The organism is Streptomyces desertarenae (genome assembly GCF_042681365.1).
GTDB lineage: Bacteria > Actinomycetota > Actinomycetes > Streptomycetales > Streptomycetaceae > Streptomyces > Streptomyces desertarenae.
On the sequence record NZ_JBHUFU010000025.1, the window covers coordinates 25,136 to 47,070 of the forward strand.

The window sequence follows — 21,935 nt, forward strand, 5'->3', positions numbered from 1 at the left end:
CCTCCCCCCCACGTCCCCCGCCGTCCGCGCGGGCAGCGGGAAGTGCGAGGTCCGCCCGTCGTGGATCCGGTGATCGTCGTCGGCGCGGGACCGGTCGGTCTCGCGCTGTCGCTGGCGCTCGCGCGCCACGGGGTGCCGTCGGTGGTGCTCGACGGCGGGGACGGCGGGATCGAGCAGCGCGCGGCGCGGACCTGCGTCCTGCACCCCGTGACGGCGGAGCGCGTCCCGCTGCTGGGCGGCGCCCGGTGGGCCGCCTGGCGCACCGGACGGCGGGGGCAGGCGGTGCGGCGGACCGAGCTGGGCGCCCCGGCCTCGCCGGTGCACGTCCAGCAGTACGCGCTGGAGCGGAGCCTGCGGGCCGCCCTGGAGCGCGAACCGCTGGCCAGGATCGTCACCGGGGCCCGCCTGGAGGATCTGGAGCAGGACGGGCACGGGGTCCTCGCGCGCACCCGCGGCCCCGGCGGCGCCCGGTGGCGCGGCAGCTACCTGGTGGGGTGCGACGGTGCCCGCTCCACGGTGCGCAAGCTCCTGGGGATCCGCTTCCCCGGGCGCACCTCGGTGGAGCGGCACGCGGTGGCGGCGCTCCGCCTCGAACTGCCGTGGGACGGCGAGGCGCTGCTCCACCACGATCTTCCGGGCGTGCCCGGCGAGGTGGTGGCGCGGCCGCTGCCGAACGGGGTGTGGCGGCTGGACTGGCTGCTGGCGCCGCGCGGCGACCTGGTCACGCCCGAGGAGCTGCTCGACCGGATACGCGGCACGCTGTCCGCCTGGTGCGGGGAGGTACCGCCGTACGAACTGCTGGACACCGGTGTGCACATCGCGCACCAGCGGCTGGCGCGGCACTGGCGTTCGGGGCGCGCCTTCCTGGCCGGTGACGCGGCGCACCTGCTGGGGGCGCTGGGCACCCGCTCCGTCGACGAGGGCCTGCAGGACGCGGCCAACCTCGCCTGGAAGCTGGCCCTGTGCTGGCACCGCCGGGCGCCGCAGGAACTGCTGGAGACCTACGAGGCCGAGCGCCGGGGTTCGGTGGGCGCCCGGCTGCGCGCCCTGGACCAGGCCCTGCCGGTGGTGCGCGGGGGCGGCGGTCTGCGCACCCTGCTGCCGGGCGGCTCCCGGGGGCGGCTGGAGCTGCTGACCGACGGTCACCTGGGGCGGGGCGCGCTGGGCGGGCCGCCCGCCTACGGGCGCTCGCCGCTGGCCCCGGCCGGGGACGCGGTGCCCAGCGCCGTCGCGGTCGGGACGGACGCGGGCACACCCGTGCCGGACGTGCCCGTCACGGCGCTGGACGGCTCCCGCGGGCGGCTGTGGGAGCGGATCGGCCGGGACCTGCTGGTGCTGCTGGTGGCGCCGGGCACCCGGGTGTGGGACAGCCGCCACTGGCTGTCGGCCGGGTTGATGCCGGAGCTGGCCTCCGTGGTGGAGCGGCTGCCGGTGCCCGCGGAGCTGCTGGTGGCCGAGGAGTATCCGGGGGCGACGGCCCACACCGTCGTGGTCGTGCGTCCGGACGGGCATCTGGCTGCCGCGCTGCCGGGCGCCCGGACGGGCGAGCTGCGTGCCTGTGTGGACGCGGTGCGCGGCGCCCTCCTGGCCGCCGCGGACCCGGCCGGGGACGCCGCCGGCGCGGCGGACCGCGCCTGATCCGGCGCCGGGCCGGCCCGGCGCCCCCTGCTCCTGCTTCCGTTCTGCGGGCCGCCGGGCACCGGACCGGCCCTCGCGGACCTCCCGTTCGCCGGGCACCACCGCATACTGCCGAACTATTTTTGCAAAACTTGTTTTGCTGGATCGCCGTGGGCCCTACCCTCCTCCCATGGCCGATGGACCGGGCCGCCGCCCCGACCGCGTACTCGATCCCGAGCGGGACGCCGCGGCGCTGAAGGCGCTCACCCACCCCCTGCGCATCCGCCTGCTCGGACTGCTGCGGGAGGACGGACCGGCGACCGCGACCGAACTCGCCGCCCGCACCGGGGAGTCCTCCGCCTCCACCAGCTACCACCTGCGGGTGCTGGCCAGGTACGAGTTCGTCGCCGAGGCCGAGCACCGGGACGCGCGGGAGCGCCGCTGGCGCGCGGTGCACTCCGTGACGTCCTGGGACAACGCGGCCGTGTACGCGTCTCCCGGCGGCCGCGCCTCCGTCAACGCCCTGCGGGGCTTTCAGCTCGACCACCTGGAGCGCTCGCTGCGCCGGCACGAGGAGGACGTCGCCGCCGGGCGGCTGGGACCGCAGTGGTTCGAGTCCTCCGGCGTCGGCGACCTGTTGGTGCGGCTGACGCCGGAATCGCTCGCCGAGCTGCAGGAGACCTTCCGCCGGAAGGCCGACGAGCTGGCGGCGCGGGACGAGCACGACCCGCGTGCCGAGAAGGTGGTGCTCCTGTGGGCCGGACTGCCACTGGCACCGGGCGACGACGGCGGTGCCGGCCACCGGGGCGGTGCGCGGTGATCCGGACCCTGGACCCCTCGGCCGCGCGGCGCCGCTTCGCCACCGTCACCTTCCTGTTCTGGCTCCCCGTGGGGCTCTACCTGCCCGCGCAGGTCCTGCTGCTGGGCGAGCGCGGCATGGGCCTGGCCGCCGTCGCCGGGCTCTTCGCCGTGCACTCCCTGACCGTCGCCGTGCTGGAGCTCCCCACCGGGGGCCTGTCCGACGTGGTCGGCCGCCGCGCCGTGCTCGCCGCCGCCGGAGCGCTCAACACGGCGGCCCTGGTCCTGCTGGCCCTGGGCACCTCCCCGGGCGTCCTCGTCCTGGCCATGGCCATGATGGGCGCAGGCCGCGCGCTGTCCAGCGGCCCGGCCGAGGCGTGGTACGTGGACACCGTGCAGGCCCACTCCGGGCGGGACGCCGAGCTGCGCACCGGGCTGGCCCGGGGCGGCACCGCCTCCGCCACCGCCCTGGCCCTGGGCACCCTGTGCGGCGGCGGGCTGCCCTGGCTGCTGGGACTGGGGCCGGACGTGGGCGCCCGGCTGGACTCCGTCACCTCCGGACTGGTGCTGCCGCTGTCGGTGCCGCCGCTGCTGGGCTCGGCCGTCGGCCTGGTCTTCACCGCCTACGTCCTGACCGCCCTGCCCGAGCCGCCCCGCCCCCCGGCCACCGTCCGGGGAGTGCTGCGGGACGTGCCGGCCACCGTGCTGGGCGGTCTGCGGCTGGGAGTGGGGAGCTCCCTGGTCCGCCGGGTGCTGCTGAGCGCCGCCGCCGCGGGGACCGCCCTGGCCACCGTCGAGCTGCTGGCCCCGGGACGCTCCGCCGATCTGACGGGCGCGTCCGAGTCCGGTGCGCTGCTCTTCGCCGCGCTCGCCTGCACCGGCTTCGTCTGCACCGCCCTGGGCAGCCACTGCGCTCCGCTGGTCGCCCGGCTGACCGGCAGCGGGGAGCGCGGCGTCCTGGCCGGTCTCGGTCTCGGTGCGGCGGGCATGGCACTGCTCGGGGTGACCGTGCTGTGGTCCGGGCCGACCGCGCTGGTCCCGGCCGCCGCGGGCTACGCCCTGGTCTACCTCGGCTTCGGCGCGGCGGGCCCCAACGAGAACGAGCTGCTGCACCACCGCGTCGACAGCGCGGGGCGTGCCACCGCGCTGTCCGTGCAGTCCCTGGCCCTGCAACTGGCCGGTGCTCTCGCCGGACTGGTGGCCGGTGCCCTGCCGCCCGGTCCGCTGCCCTGGCTGCTGGGCGGCTCGGTCCTGCTGGCGGGAGCCCTGCTGTGGGCCCGTGCCGCCGCGACCGGGCCTCGCCCCCGCCGCACGGGCCCGCCGACGCCGGGGAGCACCGGCGGGACGGGAGAGGCGCCCGTCCCGGTGACCGGCCCCTGACGGGGCGCCCGTCCCCGGAGGCCGGACGACGGTTCCGCCGCTGTGCGCGGCGGAGCCCGGTGCGGTCCGGTCACAGCGTCCGGCGGGCGATCCGGCGCCGGAACCGGAGAAGGGCGTGGACGAGGAGGAGCGCGGCCGGGCGGATGCCCAGCACGACCGGTGAACGGACGGCCCGGACACCGGTGAGCAGCGGGCTGCCCGGGCTCCGCCGGGCAACCGGTCATCGGCGGTGGGGGTTCCCGAGCGCGCCGAGCACGTCGGGGCGGAGGCCGTACAGGCAACCGGACCGGCGGCGGACGGGGACAGCCCCGTGGGGGCGAAGACTGCAAGGGCGGGAACCGCGGCCGGCAGGCTGTGGCCGAGGGCTCGCGGCGCTTCGGGGCCTGGACAGGGCTCCCACCCTGGGCTCCCGGCGTCGGCGGGGCCCACTGGAGTCCCGGCGGCGGCCGTCCCCACACCGGAGCCCGCCGCCCGGCGGACGGGGGGACGCCCTCGGGGTTCCGCTCAGTCCGCTTCCCCGTACGGAAGAAGCTCCTCCGGCTCCTCGCCCTCCGCCTCCAGGGCCTCCCGGACCACCCTCAGGGCGAGTCCCTCGGAGTACCCCTTGCGGGCGAGCATCCCGGCCAGTCGGCGCAGCCGCCTGTCCCGGTCGAGCCCTCTGGTGGCGCGCAGCTTCCGCTCCACCAGGGCCCGGGCCGTCCGCTCCTCCTGCTCGGGATCGAGGCGCTCCACCGCGCTGTCGATCAGTGCGGAGTCCACGCCCTTGTTCCGCAGTTCACGGGCGAGGGCCCGGCGGGCGAGACCTCGGCCGTGGTGCCGGGACTCCACCCAGGCGTCGGCGAACGCCGCGTCGTCGATCAGCCCGACGTCCTCGAACCGGGAGAGCACCGATGCGGCCACGTCCTCGGGGATGTCCCTCTTGCGCAGTGCCTCGGCGAGCTGTCCGCGGGTGCGGGGCGTCCCGGTGAGCAGGCGCAGGCAGATCGCCCGCGCCCGCTCCTCCGGATCGGACGGCGGCCGCTCCCGCTGTCGTCCCGCCACGGGCTCAGCTCTTGGCGGCGACGCTCTTGGCGGCCTTCGCCTTGGCCGCCGGTGCCGGCACCGTCTTCGCCGCCTCGGTCGCGGCCGCGACCGGGTCGGGGCCGGCGGCGTCCGTGCTCGGCTCGCCCTCGGGCGCCTCGGTCTTCGGGCCGATCCCCAGCTTCTCCTTGATCTTCTTCTCGATCTCGTTGGCGAGGTCGGGGTTGTCGCGGAGGAAGTTGCGGGCGTTCTCCTTGCCCTGGCCGAGCTGGTCGCCCTCGTAGGTGTACCAGGCGCCGGACTTCCTGATGAAGCCGTGCTCGACGCCCATGTCGATCAGCCCGCCCTCACGGCTGATGCCGATGCCGTAGAGGATGTCGAACTCGGCCTGCTTGAAGGGCGGCGCGACCTTGTTCTTGACGACCTTGACGCGCGTGCGGTTGCCCACCGCCTCGGTGCCGTCCTTGAGGGTCTCGATCCGGCGGATGTCCAGTCGCACCGAGGCGTAGAACTTCAGCGCCCGTCCACCGGTGGTGGTCTCGGGCGAGCCGAACATCACGCCGACCTTCTCGCGGAGCTGGTTGATGAAGATCGCGGTCGTCTTGGACTGGTTGAGCGCGCCCGTGATCTTCCGCAGCGCCTGGCTCATCAGCCGGGCCTGGAGGCCGACGTGGGAGTCGCCCATCTCGCCCTCGATCTCCGCGCGCGGCACCAGGGCCGCCACGGAGTCGATCACGATCAGGTCCAGGGCGCCGGAGCGGATCAGCATGTCCGTGATCTCCAGCGCCTGCTCGCCGTTGTCCGGCTGGGACAGGATCAGGGAGTCCACGTCCACGCCGAGCTTCTTGGCGTACTCGGGGTCCAGCGCGTGCTCGGCGTCCACGAAGGCCACCGTGCCGCCCATGCGCTGGGCGTTGGCGACGGCGTGCAGGGTCAGGGTCGTCTTTCCGGAGGACTCCGGACCGTACACCTCCACCACGCGGCCGCGCGGGAGGCCGCCCACGCCGAGAGCCACGTCGAGAGCGGTCGACCCGGTGGGGATGACCTCGACGGGCTCGTTCGGCCGCTCGCCCAGGCGCATGACGGCGCCCTTGCCGAACTGCCTCTCAATCTGTGCGAGCGCGGCGTCGAGCGCCTTCTCGCGGTCGGTTCCTGCCATGGGTGCCACCCGGTTTGCTTGAGTCGATCGCTTCACGTCAAAGACGCTAACGCCTGCCACTGACAATCGGGCCGGGCTCCGCCCCGGGCAGCCCGGCCCCACCATAAGAATGCCTGTTCGATTTTTGTGTCAAGTTGCCCCGTACCCCTGTGGAAAACCTGCATTTCCGCAGCTCAGCGCGGTTTCGACGAGTGCGGCCCGGCGGGCGGGCCCCTCCTCACCTCAGTTCGGCGGGAACCCCCACGGCCGCGCAGACGGCCCGCCACACGTCCTTCGCCTCCCACCCCGCGTCCAGGGCCTCGTACACCGTCCGGCCGCCCAGCTCGGACATCACGTGATCACGCGCGAAGGAGTCGGCGTACGCCTCACCGAAGTGGGCCGCCATCCGCTCCCAGAAGACCGTCAACCGCATGCTCCCAGTATCCGGCAGTCCCCGGCGGACCCCGGCGGCCGCTACCCCAGCGCCCGCACCCCCGCCGTGACCAGGACCGCGACGGCCACCACCACCAGGAAGGGAGCGCGCAGCACCAGCGCGACCGCCGCCGCCGCGATCCCCGCGGCGCGGGCGTCGAGCACCAGCTCGCCCCCGTCGCCTCCGAAGGTCTGCTGCGCGGTCAGCGCCGCCAGCAGCGCCACGGGCAGCAGGGCGGCCAGCCGCCGCACCAGCGGGCGCTCCAGCACCCCGGCCGGCACCGAGAGCCCCAGCAGCTTGACGAGGTAGCACCCAACGGCCGTCACCCCGACGGCGATCCACACGGTCACCGCGCCCCCTCCGCCCGGCGCAGCCCCCGCACCGCCAGCACCAGCGGCGCGGCCAGCGCCGCCGCCAGCACGGGGATCCCGGCCGGGAGCACCGGCAGCAGCCCTAGGCCCAGCAGCACCGCGAGCCCCGCCGTGGCCCGCTCCACCGCCGTCCGCAGCATGGGGGCGAGCAGGGCCAGGAAGACGGCCGGACCCGCCGCGTCCAGACCCCAGGCGCCGGTGTCGCCCAGCGCCCGCGCCCCGAGCGCCCCGAGCAGGGTGGTGAGGTTCCACAGCAGGTACAGGGCGGCACCGGTGACGGTGAACCCGATCCGGGCCGCGCGCCTGTCGCGCTGGGCGAGCGCGACGGCGGCGGTCTCGTCGATGACCCACTGGGCGGCCAGCGGCCGTACCGCGCGGGGCAGGTCCAGCAGTGCGGAGAGCCGCAGCCCGTAGAAGGCGTTGCGGATGCCGAGGAAGAAGGCGCCGGCGGCCGCGGTCAGCGGGTTGCCGCCCGCCGCGATCGCCCCGACGAGGGCGAACTGCGAGGCACCGGTGAACACCAGCAGGCTGAGCGCGCAGGTCTGCCCCAGAGTGAGCCCGGCACCCGCCGAGGTCACCCCGAAGGCGAAGCCGGAGAGGCCGACGGCGACACCGACCCCCAGCGCGTCCCTGACGACGGCGCGGTCGCCGGCGGCGGGCCCGGCGGCGGGCTCGGCGGCGGGCTCGGCGGCTGCGGCGGCCTCGGCGGGCACCGCCGGGGCCGGGGCATCCTGAATTCGTATCTGTTCCCACACGGCGACGACACTAGACGGGCCTTCCCCTCCCGGTCTTGTACGTTCTTGCGCGTTCGCGCTGGTAGGCCCCCTGTGGCACACCGACGATCCGGCTGAAGTGCCGCCCCGGGTGCGGCTGGTCGGCGAAGCCGACGGCCGCGGCGGCCCCGGCCGGAGCCATCCCCTCCTCCGGCAGCCGGCGGGCCCGGCGGACACGGGCGTCGGTGAGCCAGGCGTGCGGCGGCATCCCGTACCGCTCCCGGAAGGCCCGCAGCAGCGGGAACGGACCGGTGCCCAGCTCCGCGGCGAACCTCTCCATCATGGGTGGATCCGTCATCCGCTCCAGGAGGATCTCCCGGGCGCGCGCGGCATTGCGCGCGCCCGCGGTGCGAACCGTGCGCGCGGGGAGCGGGCCGCCGTGCCGGCGCAGCAGCCGGGTGGCGGCGACCCGCAGCAGGATGTCGGCGGCCGGCGCGTCGCCCTGTTCCGCGGCCCGGTACACCCCGGTGATCAGGCGCGCCGCGTACGGGGCGTGGACGACGGCCTCGGAGAACCCCGCCGTGCCCCGCAGAGCGGTGGTCCCGGCGGCGATGGCGGCCACCGTGTCCGACGCCGGGTAGAACGTCGCGTGGGCCCAGCCCCCGGGCGCCCCGGCGCGCGCGGCGTGCGGCACCTCGGGGTTGGTCACGACCACGGAGCCGCCGGCCCGCTCGGTCCCCGCCCGGTCCGCCGCCGCGCCGGGGCCCGCCGGAGCCGGGGACGCCGCCGGGACGCCTGTCGGTGGCACGGGGCACGATGGTCCCATGGACCGGTCATCGGCTCTCGGCGCCTTCTCCCCCGCGACCCGCTCGTGGTTCGCGGGGGCCTTCCACGCACCCACCCCCGCCCAGGAGGGCGCCTGGCGGGCGATCGCGGAGGAGCGCGACGTGCTGGTCGTGGCGCCGACCGGCTCCGGCAAGACGCTCGCCGCCTTCCTCGCCTCCCTGGACGCGCTGGCCGCCGCGCCCCCGCCCGCCGACCCGTCCCGGCGCTGCCGCGTGCTGTACGTCTCCCCGCTGAAGGCGCTGGCGGTGGACGTCGAGCGGAACCTGCGCAGCCCGCTGACCGGCATCCGGCAGGAGTCGGTGCGACTGGGACTGCCCGAACCGGAGATCCGGGTCGGCGTCCGCTCCGGGGACACCCCGGCCGCCGAGCGCCGCGCCCTGTCCCGGCGCCCGCCGGACATCCTGATCACCACCCCCGAGTCCCTGTTCCTGATGCTCACCTCCGCCGCCCGCGAGGCCCTGCGCGGCGTCGAGACGGTGATCCTGGACGAGGTGCACGCCGTGGCGGGCACCAAGCGCGGCGCCCACCTCGCCCTCTCCCTGGAGCGGCTGGACGAGCTGCTGGACCGCCCCGCCCGCCGCATCGGCCTGTCGGCGACGGTCCGCCCGGTGGACGAGGTGGCGCGCTTCCTCTCGCCGCGCCGCGGGGCGCGGATCGTGCAGCCGCCCTCGGGCAAGGAGTTCGACCTGTCGGTCGTGGTGCCCGTGCCCGACCTGGGCGAGCTGGGCGGCTCACCGGCGCGGGACGCGGGCGGGGAGGGCCCCGGCGGCCGGGGCGACCGGCCGTCGATCTGGCCGTCGGTCGAGGAGCGGATCGCCGACCTGGTCCAGGCCCACCGCTCCACGATCGTCTTCGCCAACTCCCGGCGCCTGGCCGAGCGGCTGTGCAACCGGCTCAACGAGATCGCCTACGAGCGCGCCACCGGCGAGCCCGTGCCCGATGGCCACTCGCCCGCCGAGCTGATGGGGGGATCGGGAGCCGCCCGGGGCGCGCCGCCGGTGCTGGCCCGCGCCCACCACGGCTCGGTCTCCAAGGAGCAGCGGGCGCAGGTCGAGGAGGACCTCAAGGCGGGCCGCCTGCCGGCCGTGGTGGCCACCTCCAGCCTGGAGCTGGGCATCGACATGGGCGCGGTGGACCTGGTGGTGCAGGTGGAGTCGCCGCCCTCGGTGGCCTCCGGCCTCCAGCGGGTGGGCCGCGCGGGCCACCAGGTGGGCGCGGTCTCGACCGGAGTGGTCTTCCCCAAGTACCGCGGCGACCTGGTGCAGTCCGCGGTGGTCACCGAGCGGATGCGCCAGGGCGCCATCGAGGCGCTGAAGGTGCCCTCCAACCCCCTGGACGTCCTGGCCCAGCAGCTCGTCGCCATGGCCGCCATGGACACCTGGGACGTCGACGAGCTGCTGGCGGTGGTGCGGCGCGCCGCGCCCTTCGCCTCGCTGCCGCAGTCGGCGTACACCGCCGTGCTGGACATGCTCGCCGGGCGCTATCCGTCCGACGCCTTCGCCGAGCTGCGCCCGCGCCTGGTGTGGGACCGCGTCGCCCACACCGTCACCGGGCGGCCCGGGGCCCAGCGGCTGGCGGTCACCTCGGGCGGGACGATCCCCGACCGCGGCCTGTTCGGCGTCTTCCTCGCCGGAGCCGATCCGAAGAAGGGCGGCGGCCGCGTCGGGGAGCTGGACGAGGAGATGGTCTACGAGTCCCGGGTGGGAGACGTGTTCACCCTGGGCACGACCAGCTGGCGCATCGAGGACATCACCCGCGACCGCGTCCTGGTCACCCCCGCCCCCGGGGTCCCCGGGCGGCTGCCGTTCTGGAAGGGCGACCAGCTCGGCCGTCCACTGGAGCTGGGCCGGGCGCTGGGCGCGTTCCTGCGCGAGGTCGGCGGCCTGGCCCCCGAGGCCGCCCGCGGGCGGCTGGCCGCGGCGGGGCTGGACGAGTGGGCCGTCGACAACGTCCTGGCCTACCTCGACGAGCAGCGGCGGGCCTGCGGGCACGTTCCGGACGACCGCACGATCGTGGTGGAGCGCTTCCGGGACGAGCTGGGCGACTGGCGCGTCGTCGTCCACTCCCCCTTCGGCGCCCAGGTGCACGCCCCCTGGGCCCTGGCGCTGGGCGCCCGGCTGACCGAGCGGTTCGGCATGGACGCGCAGGTGATGCACGCCGACGACGGCATCGTGCTGCGCCTGCCCGACACCGACCTGATGGGCTTCGACCTCGACGGGGGGCTCGGTGCGGACCCCGCGGACGCCCCGGGCCACGACCCCGACCGGCCCCCGGTCGGCGCGGCCGACATCCTGTTCGACCGGGACGAGGTGGAGCGGATCGTCACCGACCAGGTCGGCGGTTCGGCCCTGTTCGCCTCGCGGTTCCGCGAGTGCGCCGCCCGGGCCCTGCTGCTCCCCCGCCGCGACCCGGGGAGGCGCACTCCGCTGTGGCAGCAGCGCCAGCGGGCCGCCCAGCTCCTCCAGGTGGCGAGCGGGTTCGGGTCCTTCCCCATCGTCCTGGAGGCCGTGCGCGAGTGCCTCCAGGACGTCTTCGACGTGCCGGGCCTCACCGAGCTGATGGGCGACGTCGAGGCCCGCCGGGTGCGGCTGGTGGAGGTCACCACGCCCGAGCCCTCGCCGTTCGCCCGCTCCCTGCTCTTCGGCTACGTCGCGCAGTACCTGTACGAGGGCGACTCCCCCCTCGCCGAGCGCCGGGCCGCCGCGCTGTCGCTGGACTCGCGGCTGCTGGCCGAGCTGCTGGGCCGGGCCGAGCTGCGCGAGCTGCTCGACCCGGAGGTGCTGGCCGAGCTGGAGCGCGAGCTGCAGTGGCTCCCGGGCGGGGACGGCGTCCACCGGATCAAGGACGTCGAGGGCGTGGCCGACGCGCTGCGCGTGCTGGGCCCGCTCACCGGCGGCGAACTGGCCGAGCGGGGCGCGGGCGCCGGATGGGCCGAGGAGCTGGAACGGGCCCGCCGCGCCATCCGGGTCCGCATCGCGGGGCGGGAGCACTGGGCGGCGGTCGAGGACGCCGGACGGCTGCGCGACGCCCTCGGCGCGGCGCTGCCCGTCGGCGTGCCCGAGGCGTTCACCGAGCCCGTCCCCGATCCGCTGGGCGACCTGCTGGCCCGCTACGCCCGCACCCACGGCCCGTTCACCACGGCCGGGGCAGCGGCCCGTTTCGGGCTGGGCGCGGCGGTGGCCGACGGTGCGCTGCAGCGGCTGGCCTCCGCCGGACGCCTGGTCCAGGGCGAGTTCCACCCCTCGGGCGTGGAGCAGGAGTGGTGCGACGCGGGCGTGCTGCGGCGGCTGCGCCGGCGCTCCCTGGCCGCGCTCCGCGAGGAGCTGGAGCCGGTGCCGCCGGCGGCGCTGGCCGCCTTCCTCCCCCAGTGGCAGCACCTGGACGCCGGCGGCGGCCTGCGGGGGGTCGACGGGCTGCTGCGCGCCGTCGAGCAGCTCCAGGGGGCGCCGGTGCCGGCCTCCGCGCTGGAGAGGCTGGTGCTGCCCTCCCGGGTCGCCGGCTACCACCCGGGAATGCTGGACGAGCTGGCCGCCGCCGGCGAGGTCCTGTGGGCGGGAGCGGGTGCGCTGCCGGGCAAGGACGGCTGGGTCCGCCTCCTCCTGGCGGACGCCGCCCCCCTGCTGCTGCCCGACGCCCATCCGCTGGAGCTCTCCCCGCTGCACCGGGCCGTCCTGGAGGCGCTCGCGGGCGGTTACGGCCTGTTCTTCCGGCAGATCGCCGAGCGGGTCCGCGCCGCCGGGCACGAGGCGTCCGAGGCCGCGCTGGCCGACGCCGTCTGGGAGCTGGCCTGGGCCGGTCACCTCACCGGCGACACCCTGGCCCCGCTGCGCGCCCTGCTGGGCTCCGGCCGCACGGCGGGCGCCACCGCGCACCGGGCCCGGCGCAGCACCCCGCGCGGCCGGTACGGCTCGGCCGCGGCCCTGTCCGGCGCCCGCCCCACCTCCCGGACGGGTCCGCCGACCGTGGCGGGCCGCTGGTCGCTGCTGCCCGAGCGGGAGGCGGACCCCACCCTCCGCGCCCACGCGCTGGCCCGCACCCTCCTGGACCGGCACGGCGTGGTCACCCGGGGCGCGGTCGCCGCCGAGGGGGTCGAGGGCGGTTTCTCGGCCGCCTACCGCGTGCTGTCGGTCTTCGAGGAGAACGGGCAGGCCCGCCGCGGCTACGTGGTGGAGGGGCTGGGGGCCGCGCAGTTCGCCGTGGACGGCGCGGTGGACCGGCTGCGGGCGATCGCCGGGGCGCGGGAGAAACCGGAGGGCTCCCGTCCCCGCACGGCCGTGCTCGCCGCCGCCGACCCGGCCAACGCCTACGGCGCGGCCCTGCCCTGGCCCGAGCCGCCCCGTCCCGCCGACGCGCCGGACAAGGGGCGGGCGGCCGTCCACAAACCGGGCCGGAAGGCGGGGTCCCTGGTCGTCCTGGTCGACGGCGAGCTGGTCCTCTACCTCGAGCGCGGCGGCAGGACGCTTCTGGCCTGGCGCACCGAGGGGCCGGTGCTGGAGGCCGCCGCCGGGGCCCTGGCCGACGCCGCGCGCCGGGGGACGCTGGGCACCCTCACAGTGGAGCGGGCCAACGGCTCCCCGGTGCTGGCCTCACCGCTCGGCGGTGTCCTGGAGGCGGCCGGCTTCCACGCGACCCCGCGCGGGCTGCGGCTGCGCGCCTGAGGCGCCGGAAGGCGGCCGCGGGCGGCGGGCCGCAGGCGGACCACGCGAAACGGAAAGGAGGAACCGGTGCCCGAGGGAGACACCGTCTGGCGCACCGCCCGGCTGCTGCACGACGCGCTGTCGAACAGCCCGCTGGTCCGCTGCGATCTGCGGGTACCCCGGCTCGCCACCAGCGATCTCACCGGCCGCACGGTGCTGGAGACGGCCGCGCGCGGCAAGCACCTGCTCACCCGCTTCGAGGGCGGCCTGACGCTCCACTCCCATCTGCGGATGGACGGCGCCTGGCGCGTCCACGCACCGGGCGAGCGGTGGACCGGCGGTCCCGGCCACCAGGTCCGCGCCGTCCTCGCCACCGCCGGGCACGTCGCCGTCGGGTACCGCCTCCCCGTCCTGGAGCTGCTGCGCACCGAGGACGAGGAGCAGGCGGTCGGCCACCTCGGGCCGGATCTGCTGGGGCCGGACTGGGATGCGGGCGAGGCGCTGCGGCGCCTGCTGTCCGACCCCGGGCGCCCTCTCGCCGAGGCCCTGCTCGACCAGCGCAACCTCGCCGGGATCGGCAACGTCTACGCGGCGGAGCTGTGCTTCCTCGCCAGGGCCACCCCCTGGCTGCCGGTCGGCGGGCTTCCCGCCCCGGAGCGGCTCCTGGCCCTGGCCAGGAGGCTGCTGGAGGTGAACAAGGGGCGGAGCACGCGCATCACCACCGGCGACGTCCGCCGGGACCGGGCCCTGTGGGTGTACGGCCGTGCGGGCAGGCCGTGCAGGCGCTGCGGCGCCGCCGTCCGCACCTGGACGCCCGGCCCGTCCGCGGGGGAGCGTGTGGCGTACTGGTGTCCCGGCTGCCAGCAGGGCCCCTCACCCGCGCCGGGCTGACCGCTCCCGGCGGGTCCGCGCCGTCCCGCGGAAGGCGGCCGCGAGGCGCCCGCCGCAACGCCGCGGGCCCGGCCCGGAGCGTGGAACCACGCTCCGGGCCGGGCCCGCGGGACACGTCGCGTCGTGTACGCCGGGCTTGCGCCGATCAGGCGGCCACGACGTCCACGGCCTCGGCCGGTGCCTTGATCGTCACCCGTTCCTCCGGACGGCTCGTGACGGAGGTCACCTTCACCGGGTTGAGGACGGGACGGCGCATCGGTGCGGGCACCGTCTCGCCGGCCGCGGACTGCGCCAGCTCGGCGAGGGCCAGTTCGTCGCTGACCTCTCTCATCAGCTCGGACATCCGCACGTCGAGGGCCTCGCAGATCGAGGCGAGCAGTTCGGAGGAAGCCTCCTTCTGCCCTCGCTCCACCTCGGAGAGGTAACCGAGCGACACCCGGGCGGACGAGGAGACTTCGCGCAGGGTCCGGCCCTGGCGCTGGCGCTGCCGACGCAGCACGTCACCCAGCAGGCGACGGAGCAGAATCATCGGTGGCTCCCTCCTAGGACCGCTGACCCGGATCCTTCATGCCCCACCGTACCGCCTACAACCGCGGCCGTGCGGGGAGCGATGCTGTGTTCACTCAGGGCTGCAAACATCCCTTCCCCCCACCGTGTTCCGTATCCTTTGTCGGCGCATTTTCCGTGAGTTCGCTCAGGAGCAAACGGACGACGGCTTCGACGCTCCCGTCCCTGATCTCCGCCCGCTCCCCGTCCAGCCTCAGCTCGAGCGCCACGGCACGGGCCGCCTCCCCGCCCTCCGAGGAAGCGGAACCGCCCGGTCCGGCGACCGCCACGTAGACCAGTCCGACCGGCTGCCCGTCCTGCGGCTCGGGACCGGCCACTCCGGTGGTCGCCACGCCCCAGTCCGAGCCGATGACCCGCCGTACGCCCAGTGCCATCTGGCGGGCCACCTCGGCGTCGACCGCGCCGCGCTCCCGCAGCAGGTCCCCGTCCACACCGAGGACCTCGTGCTTGACCTCGGTGGCGTAGGCGGTGACCGAGCCCCGGACGGTCGCCGACGCACCGGGCGCGGCCGTCAGTTCGGCGGTGACCAGCCCGCCGGTCAGCGACTCGGCGGCGGCGACGGTCTGGCCGCGCTCCCCCAGCATCCGCAGGGCACGGGCCGTGAGCGCCCGGGTGCCGTCCGCCTGCTCGCCCGTGCCGGGCCCCGCGGAAGCGCCGGGGCCGGACTCCCGCTCCGCCGCGGCCGTCTCAGTGCTCATGGGCGCGCTCCTCGGTCCGGCCGGCCCTCCTGAGGGCCAGCGCCTGCCGTACGTAGTCCAGGCCGGTGCCGACCGTCAGCGCCACGGCGGCGGCCATCACCCACCACCGCAGCGTGGCGAGCGGCCCGGTCAGAGCCAGGATGTACATCCCCACGGCGATGCCCTGGGCGAGGGTCTTCAGCTTCCCGCCCCGGCTGGCCGGGATGACGCCGTGCCGGATCACCCAGAAGCGCATCGCGGTGATGCCGACCTCCCGGAAGAGGATCACTCCCGTGACCCACCAGGGCAGGTCGGACAGGGCCGAGAGGCAGATCAGCGCCGCTCCCATGATCGCCTTGTCCGCGATCGGGTCGGCGATCTTGCCGAAGTCGGTGACCAGGTTGTACCGCCGCGCCAGCTCTCCGTCGAACAGGTCGGTGATCATGGCGACGGAGAAGGCCGCCCAGGCGAAGGAGCGCCAGGCCGGATCGTGCCCGCCCTCGGCCAGCATCAGGAGCACGAAACCCGGCACCAGGAGCAGCCTCACCATGGTGAGGATGTTCGCGATGTTCCACAGGCTCACCGTCCGTACGACGGCCGTCTTCGGTTTCGCCATCGGTCCGCCGCTCGCCGCCGGGGCAGGGATGTCCGTCATGTCCCCGCCCCCTCGGTACTGTCGGAGCACCCCCGTACGGCGCCCGGGGGCGGTTCGGCCATGAGATCCACACCCTCGCTCGCCACCACCTTCGCCTCGACCATCTGCCCCGCGGAGAACTGCGAGGAGCCGGCCGGGACGGTGAGGAAGGTCAGCCCGTCGGTCTCGGGCGCCTGGTGCGCCCCCCGCCCGACCGGGCCCTCCTCCTCGTCCACCGACTCGACCAGGACCTGCAGCGTCTCGCCGACGCGCTCCTCCGCGCGCTGCGCGGTCAGTTCCTCGGCGAGCCGCGAGATGCGGGCCAGGCGTTCGGCCACCACCTCCGGGTCGGTCTTGTGCTCGTAGGTCGCCGCTTCGGTGCCTTCCTCGTCCGAGTACCCGAAGACTCCGATCGCATCCAGCCGGGCCTCGGTCAGAAAACGCTCCAGCTCGTCGACGTCCGCCTCGCTCTCACCGGGGAAGCCGACGATGAAGTTGGAGCGGACGCCGGCCTGCGGAGCCTTGGCGCGGATGGTCTCCAGCAGCTCCAGGAAGCGGTCGGTGTCCCCGAAGCGCCGCATGGCGCGCAGCACGCCCGGGGCCGAGTGCTGGAAGGAGAGGTCGAAGTAGGGCGCGACCTTCTCGGTGCCGGTCAGGACGTCGATCAGGCCGGGGCGCATCTCGGCGGGCTGGAGGTAGCTGACCCGGATCCGCTCGATGCCGTCCACCGCCGCCAGTTCGGGCAGCAGCGCCTCCAGGAGCCGGATGTCACCGAGGTCCTTGCCGTAGGAGGTGTTGTTCTCGGAGACCAGCATGACCTCCTTCACCCCCTGCTCGGCCAGCCAGCGGGTCTCGGCCAGGACGTCGGAGGGGCGCCGGGAGACGAAGGCGCCGCGGAAGGAGGGGATGGCGCAGAAGGAGCAGCGGCGGTCGCACCCGGAGGCCAGCTTCACCGAGGCGACCGGGCTGCTGCCCAGCCTGCGGCGGAGGGGGGCGCGCGGGCCGGAGGCCGGGGCGAGGCCGTCGGGCAGGTCGGCGGGCGCGGACGCCTCCCCGTGGCCGGGCAGGGCCACTCCGGCACCCTGGCGCTCGACGGGGCTGATCGGCAGGAGCTTGCGCCGGTCGCGCGGGACGTGCGGGACGTGGGTGCCCCCGGCGAGGATGGTCCGCAGCCGCTCGGAGATGTCGGCGTAGTCGTCGAAGCCGAGCACGCCGTCGGCCTCGGGCAGCGCCTCGGCCAGTTCCTTGCCGTAGCGCTCGGCCATGCAGCCGACGGCGACCACGGCCCGGGTGCGGCCGTTGCCCTCCAGGGCGCCGGCCTTGAGGTCGCCGGCCTCCAGCAGGGCGTCGACGGAGTCCTTCTTGGCGGCCTCGACGAAACCGCAGGTGTTGACGACGGCGACATCCGCGTCGGCGGCTTCTTCGACAAGCTCCCAGCCGTCCGCCGCCAGACGGCCGGCGAGCTCCTCCGAGTCCACCTCGTTACGGGCGCAGCCTAGGGTGACGAGAGCGACGGTACGGCGTTCGGGCATGGGCTCAGCCTACTTCGTCCCGGCGGCCGCGCCCGCCGCCAGGGCTCCGTCACCCCGGCCGCTCCCGGGTCAGCCCTGCTCGGGGTCGCCCTTGGTGTAGCTGAGGCGCTGCACCTGGCCCATCTCCCCGACCTTGTCGACCTCCTTGCCGTTGACGAAGAGGGTGACCGCCCCGGCGTTGCCGAGGACCAGGTCGATCCGCTTGTCGTCGGTGAAGGTCCGGGAGTCGCCGGCCCTGAGCACGCCCTCCTCCAGCAGCCGCCCGTTGTGGGCCTCGGCCGAGAACCAGCTCTGGCCGTCCTCGGCGACCAGCTTGACGGTGACCTTGTCGGCCGGGGCGGCGGCGATGGCGCTGTCGGAGACGGACGGGTCGGGGTCGGGCTTGGGGTCGGCGGTCTCGGCCGGTCCGGCCTCCCCGTCGGGCGCCTCCGAGGAGGTGTCCTCCCGGGCCACCGGGGGGCCCGCCGGCTCGTCGCCCCCGCTGAAGAGGGTGAAGCCGACGAACCCCACCACCGCCACGATCGCGGCGACCATGGCGGCGGTCCAGTTGGGCCGGCTCGGTTCGGGGCGGATGCGCTCCGCCTCGAAGAGGGTCGCGGCGGGGGTCGGCGCCGGACGACCGCCGTGCTCGGCGTCGTAGCGCGCCACGAGGTCGTCCGGGTCGAGGCCGACGGCCCTGGCAAGGGTGCGGACGTGGCCGCGGGCGTAGACGTCGCCCCCGCAGCGGGAGAAGTCGTCCTGTTCGATGGCGTGCACGATCGGGACGCGGATGCGGGTGGTCGTACTGACCTCGTCCACCGTCAGTCGCGCGTCGATACGGGCCTGCTGGATCGCCCGGCCGACGGAGGGCCGGTCTTCTGGAGGAGAGTTGCCGATGGACACGTGGGCGCCTTTCGAGCGTGTAGCCACCTGCTGGAGGTCCAGTCTAGAGGGGGTGCGGAAGGGTCGGGCAAGCGGGCGGAGGGGGTCTGTCCGCCATAGGGATGGCCATGCCTCCCATCGGTGCACACAGGGCCGCGCCCTCCACCGATGTGACGTCTTGCCAGGGGAAACGGTTGCCCAGCTCCCCCTTACGAGTGAGTCTCTCCGCGGATCATCGCGAGCACTTCGTCCAGCTCGTCCGGCTTGACCAGGACGTCCCGCGCCTTCGACCCCTCGCTGGGGCCGACCACCCCGCGCGACTCCATCAGGTCCATCAGCCTGCCCGCCTTGGCGAACCCCACCCGCAGCTTCCGCTGGAGCATCGAGGTGGAACCGAACTGGGTGTTGACCACCAGTTCGGCGGCCTGGCACAGCAGGTCGAGGTCGTCCCCGATCTCCTCGTCGATCTCCTTCTTCCTGCCCTGCCCGACCAGGACGTCGTCGCGGAAGTTCGGGGCCATCTGCTTCTTGCAGTGCCCCACGACGGCCGCGACCTCCTCCTCGGTCACGTAGGCGCCCTGCATGCGGGTGGGTTTGCTCGCCCCCATCGGCAGGAAGAGGCCGTCGCCCTTGCCGATCAGCTTCTCCGCGCCGCCCTGGTCGAGGATGACGCGGCTGTCGGCGAGGGAGGAGGTGGCGAAGGCCAGGCGCGAGGGCACGTTGGCCTTGATCAGACCGGTGACGACGTCGACCGAGGGGCGCTGGGTGGCCAGCACCAGGTGGATGCCCGCGGCCCGGGCCAGCTGGGTGATCCGCACGATCGCGTCCTCCACGTCGCGCGGCGCGACCATCATCAGGTCGGCCAGCTCGTCCACGATGACCAGCAGGTACGGGTAGGGGGCCGGCTCCCGCTCGCTGCCCTCGGGCGCCTTCACCCTCCCCGCGCGCACCGCCGCGTTGAAGTCGTCGATGTGCCGGAAGCCGTAGGCGGCCAGGTCGTCGTAGCGCAGGTCCATCTCGCGCACGACCCACTGCAGCGCCTCGGCGGCCTTCTTCGGGTTGGTGATGATGGGGGTGATCAGGTGCGGGATGCCCTCGTAGGCGGTCAGTTCGACCCGCTTGGGGTCCACCAGCACCATCCGGACGTCCTCGGGGGTGGCCCGGACCATCACCGAGGTGATCAGGCAGTTGATGCAGGAGGACTTGCCGGATCCGGTCGCGCCCGCGACCAGGATGTGCGGCATCTTCGCCAGGTTGGCCGTGACGTAGCCCCCCTCGACGTCCTTGCCGAGCCCGACCAGCAGGGGGTGGTCGTCGCCCGCGGCCTCCGCCAGCCGGAGGACGTCGCCGAGGTTGACCATCTCCCGGTCGGTGTTGGGGATCTCGATGCCGACCGCCGACTTGCCCGGGATCGGGCTGATGATCCGCACGTCGGGGCTGGCCACGGCGTAGGCGATGTTCTTGGCCAGCGCGGTGATCTTCTCGACCTTGACCGCCGGGCCCAGTTCCACCTCGTAGCGGGTGACCGTCGGGCCGCGGGTGAAGCCGGTGACGGCGGCATCCACCTTGAACTCGGAGAAGACGGTGGTGAGGGAGGCGACGACCGCGTCGTTCGCGGCGCTGCGGGTGCGGCCCGGCCCACCGCGCTCCAGCAGGTCCAGGGAGGGCAGCGCGTAGGTGACGTCGCCGGCGAGCCGGAGCTGTTCGGCGCGCGGCGGCAGGGCGTCCGCGGGCGGCTCGGCGGGCGCCCTGGTCAGATCCGGCACGGCCGGCGGCTCCGGGAGCGCGGTGCCGCCGGACGGGACCGGGACGCCGGCGCGCTCGGGCCCGCCCCGGCGGCGTCCGGTGCCGGTGTCCTCCCGCTCCCGGGCGTCCCGGTCGGCCCTGACCGAACTGGTGAGGTCGGCGACGAGCGGGGAGGGCTGCACGCCGTGCAGCACGGCGCCCTCCAGCTGGGCGGCGGCGGCCGCCGCCACGTCCACGGCGTCCGGCGAGCCGCCACCTTCGGCTCCGGGGGCGGCCCGGCGGCGGGTGCGGCGGCGCCCGTCCAGCGCCTCCTTCTCCGCCTGGAAGGCGTCGTCGCCGTCCTTGCGCAGGTTCGCCCGCCGGGGGCGCCGGGGCGGCTCCTCCTGCGCGTAGGGGTCGTCGTACGCGACGCCGTACCCGTCGTACGCCGTGGCGTCCTTCTCGGCCACCAGACCGAGTCGCACGCCCAGTTGGCGCAGCCGCTGCGGAACGGCGTTGACGGGGGTGGCGGTGACGACGAGCAGCCCGAAGACGGTCACCAGCAGCAGCAGGGGGACGGCCAGGGCCTCGCTGACGCTGAGGACCAGCGGCTTGGAGACGGCCCAGCCGATCATGCCGCCCGCGTCCCGCACCGCGTCGTCGCCCTCGCCGCGGCCCGGGGTGCCGCAGGCGACGTGCACCAGCCCGAGCAGGCCGACGGCCAGCGCGGAGAGCCCGATGACGATGCGTCCGTTGGCCTCCGGCTTCTCCGGATGGCGCATCAGCCGCACCGCGACGGTGCCCAGCAGGACCGGCACCACCAGGTCCAGACGGCCGAAGGCGCCGGTCACCAGCATGTCGACCAGCTCGCCGACCGGGCCCTGGAGGTTGGACCAGGTGCCGGCCGCCACCACCAGGGCGACGCCGAGCAGCAGCAGGGCCTGGCCGTCCTTGCGGTGCGCCGGATCCAGTCCCCTCGCGCCGCGGCCTATGCCGCGCAGCAGCGCGCCGACGGCGTGCGCGACGCCGAGCCACACGGCCCGGACGAGACGGAGGACGCCTCTGGTGGGCGATGCCGCCGGTTTCGGCGGGGCCTTGGGCGCCGCCTTCCTCACCGCCTTCTTCACCGGCGGTTTCCCGGGCGCGGCAGACCTCGACGCCGGGGGTTTTCTGGCTGGAGCCTTCTTCGCGGGCGCCTTCTTGGCGGCCTTGCCGGACGTACGTGAGGCCATGGTGCCGAGATTACCCGTGAGGACCCCGCAAGACACGGACGCGCGAGTGAGTGGTGGGACGTGCGTGCGGACGCGCGGGCGCTCCTGTCACCCCGTCAGGTGACGCCGCGTGATGTCCGGTCGCCGCGGCGGCCGGTGGTGCCCTGCCCCCTCAGCTCTGCGGGGGGAGCGGAACCGGCCCGCCGTTGCCGGGCTCCAGGGCGTCGAGCGCCCGCCGCAGCCCGGTCAGCTTGCGCTCCAGATGGGCGGCCGTGGCGACCGCCGCGGCGTCCGCGGACTCGTCCAGGTGCTTGGAGAGGGCCTCGGCCTGCTCCTCGACCGCCGCGAGCCGCGCGGAGAGTTCGGCCAGCAGGCCGACGGCCCCCCTGGCGCCGTCGTCCTCCGCGGCGCTCTGGCCCTCCAGCTGGAGCCGCAGCAGGGCGGCCTGCTCCCGCAGCTGCACGTTCTTCATGTACAGGTCGACGAAGACCGACACCTTGGCCCGCAGCACCCACGGGTCGAACGGCTTGGAGATGTAGTCGACGGCCCCGGCGGCGTAGCCGCGGAAGGTGTGGTGCGGACCGTGGTTGATCGCGGTGAGGAAGATGATCGGGATGTCCCGGGTCCGCTCGCGCCGCTTGATGTGGGCGGCTGTCTCGAAACCGTCCATACCCGGCATCTGCACGTCCAGCAGGATGACCGCGAAGTCGTCCGTGAGCAGCGCCTTGAGCGCCTCCTCCCCTGACGATGCCCGCACCAGCGTCTGGTCCAGCGCGGAGAGGATGGCCTCCAGCGCCAGCAGATTCTCCGGCCGGTCATCGACCAGGAGGATCTTGGCCTTCTGCACCATGGCCCGTCCTCCTCGCCCCGGCAGCGCTCTGGTC

General features: G+C 75.2%; 16 protein-coding genes and 2 pseudogenes. 5 read left to right on the forward strand and 13 right to left on the reverse strand.

All coding sequences use genetic code 11. From position 1 onward, the window contains the following. Positions 1–60: 60 nt before the first annotated feature. The 3 genes from ACFSJS_RS26185 (at position 61) to ACFSJS_RS26195 (ending at position 3,795) form a co-directional block, all read left to right on the forward strand. Positions 61–1,638, forward strand: a complete 1,578-nt coding sequence (locus tag ACFSJS_RS26185; RefSeq protein ID WP_380904669.1) for an FAD-dependent monooxygenase — start codon at positions 61–63, stop codon at positions 1,636–1,638. A gap of 169 nt (positions 1,639–1,807) precedes the next feature. Further along, positions 1,808–2,437, forward strand: coding sequence for a helix-turn-helix domain-containing protein (locus tag ACFSJS_RS26190; RefSeq protein WP_380904671.1), 630 nt, complete (start codon positions 1,808–1,810; stop codon positions 2,435–2,437). Next, positions 2,437–3,795 (forward strand): MFS transporter, encoded by a 1,359-nt coding sequence (locus ACFSJS_RS26195; RefSeq protein ID WP_380904701.1) that lies wholly within the window; start codon positions 2,437–2,439, stop codon positions 3,793–3,795. The genes ACFSJS_RS26190 and ACFSJS_RS26195 overlap by 1 nt, the downstream gene beginning before the upstream one ends. 504 nt (positions 3,796–4,299) lie before the next feature. On the opposite strand, the pseudogene recX reads toward ACFSJS_RS26195, so the two are convergent. The 6 genes and pseudogenes from recX to ACFSJS_RS26225 form a co-directional block, all read right to left on the reverse strand. Then, positions 4,300–4,992 (reverse strand): annotated as a pseudogene (recX, locus tag ACFSJS_RS26200) (recombination regulator RecX); the annotation flags it as partial. A gap of 58 nt (positions 4,993–5,050) precedes the next feature. After that, positions 5,051–6,079: pseudogene (gene recA / locus ACFSJS_RS26205) on the reverse strand (recombinase RecA); the annotation flags it as partial. A gap of 112 nt (positions 6,080–6,191) precedes the next feature. After that, positions 6,192–6,386, reverse strand: coding sequence for a DUF3046 domain-containing protein (locus tag ACFSJS_RS26210; RefSeq protein ID WP_380904673.1), 195 nt, complete (start codon positions 6,384–6,386; stop codon positions 6,192–6,194). Positions 6,387–6,427: 41 nt separating this feature from the next. Beyond that, positions 6,428–6,736 carry an AzlD domain-containing protein gene (locus tag ACFSJS_RS26215; RefSeq protein ID WP_380904675.1) on the reverse strand — a complete coding sequence of 103 codons (309 nt, stop codon included), beginning with the start codon at positions 6,734–6,736 and terminating at the stop codon, positions 6,428–6,430. Beyond that, on the reverse strand, positions 6,733–7,380 hold the full coding sequence (locus tag ACFSJS_RS26220) for an AzlC family ABC transporter permease (RefSeq protein ID WP_380904702.1): 648 nt from the start codon (positions 7,378–7,380) through the stop codon (positions 6,733–6,735). Before ACFSJS_RS26220 ends, ACFSJS_RS26215 begins: the two co-directional genes overlap by 4 nt. 142 nt (positions 7,381–7,522) lie before the next feature. Continuing rightward, complete coding sequence (locus tag ACFSJS_RS26225) at positions 7,523–8,278, reverse strand: helix-turn-helix domain-containing protein (RefSeq protein WP_380904677.1); 756 nt, start codon at positions 8,276–8,278, stop codon at positions 7,523–7,525. A 16-nt stretch (positions 8,279–8,294) separates the two neighbouring features. On the opposite strand from ACFSJS_RS26225, the gene ACFSJS_RS26230 reads away from it, so the two are divergent. Both ACFSJS_RS26230 and ACFSJS_RS26235 read left to right on the forward strand, forming a co-directional pair. Next, positions 8,295–12,974 (forward strand): ATP-dependent helicase, encoded by a 4,680-nt coding sequence (locus ACFSJS_RS26230; protein ID WP_380904679.1) that lies wholly within the window; start codon positions 8,295–8,297, stop codon positions 12,972–12,974. 66 nt (positions 12,975–13,040) lie between these two features. After that, the gene (locus tag ACFSJS_RS26235; protein WP_380904681.1) at positions 13,041–13,844 is read left to right on the forward strand and encodes a DNA-formamidopyrimidine glycosylase family protein; all 804 of its coding nucleotides are present in this window, start codon (positions 13,041–13,043) and stop codon (positions 13,842–13,844) included. A 145-nt stretch (positions 13,845–13,989) separates the two neighbouring features. Here ACFSJS_RS26235 and ACFSJS_RS26240 read toward each other — a convergent pair whose 3' ends face one another. The 7 genes from ACFSJS_RS26240 to ACFSJS_RS26270 form a co-directional block, all read right to left on the reverse strand. Beyond that, entirely contained in the window at positions 13,990–14,373 is a 384-nt protein-coding gene (locus tag ACFSJS_RS26240) for a helix-turn-helix domain-containing protein (RefSeq protein WP_380904683.1), read from the reverse strand. Between the two features lie 94 nt (positions 14,374–14,467). Next, the gene (locus ACFSJS_RS26245) at positions 14,468–15,109 is read right to left on the reverse strand and encodes a CinA family protein (RefSeq protein ID WP_380904685.1); all 642 of its coding nucleotides are present in this window, start codon (positions 15,107–15,109) and stop codon (positions 14,468–14,470) included. After that, on the reverse strand, positions 15,099–15,743 hold the full coding sequence (gene pgsA, locus ACFSJS_RS26250) for a CDP-diacylglycerol--glycerol-3-phosphate 3-phosphatidyltransferase (RefSeq protein ID WP_380904687.1): 645 nt from the start codon (positions 15,741–15,743) through the stop codon (positions 15,099–15,101). Before pgsA ends, ACFSJS_RS26245 begins: the two co-directional genes overlap by 11 nt. Continuing rightward, positions 15,740–17,254: a 30S ribosomal protein S12 methylthiotransferase RimO gene (gene rimO, locus ACFSJS_RS26255; RefSeq protein ID WP_380904689.1), complete on the reverse strand. Its 1,515-nt coding sequence runs from the start codon at positions 17,252–17,254 to the stop codon at positions 15,740–15,742. Before rimO ends, pgsA begins: the two co-directional genes overlap by 4 nt. 69 nt (positions 17,255–17,323) lie before the next feature. Further along, positions 17,324–18,136, reverse strand: coding sequence for a helix-turn-helix domain-containing protein (locus ACFSJS_RS26260; protein WP_380904691.1), 813 nt, complete (start codon positions 18,134–18,136; stop codon positions 17,324–17,326). 188 nt (positions 18,137–18,324) lie between these two features. Then, entirely contained in the window at positions 18,325–21,072 is a 2,748-nt protein-coding gene (locus ACFSJS_RS26265; RefSeq protein ID WP_380904693.1) for a DNA translocase FtsK, read from the reverse strand. Between the two features lie 151 nt (positions 21,073–21,223). Beyond that, on the reverse strand, positions 21,224–21,901 hold the full coding sequence (locus tag ACFSJS_RS26270) for a response regulator (protein WP_380904705.1): 678 nt from the start codon (positions 21,899–21,901) through the stop codon (positions 21,224–21,226). Positions 21,902–21,935: the final 34 nt, after the last annotated feature.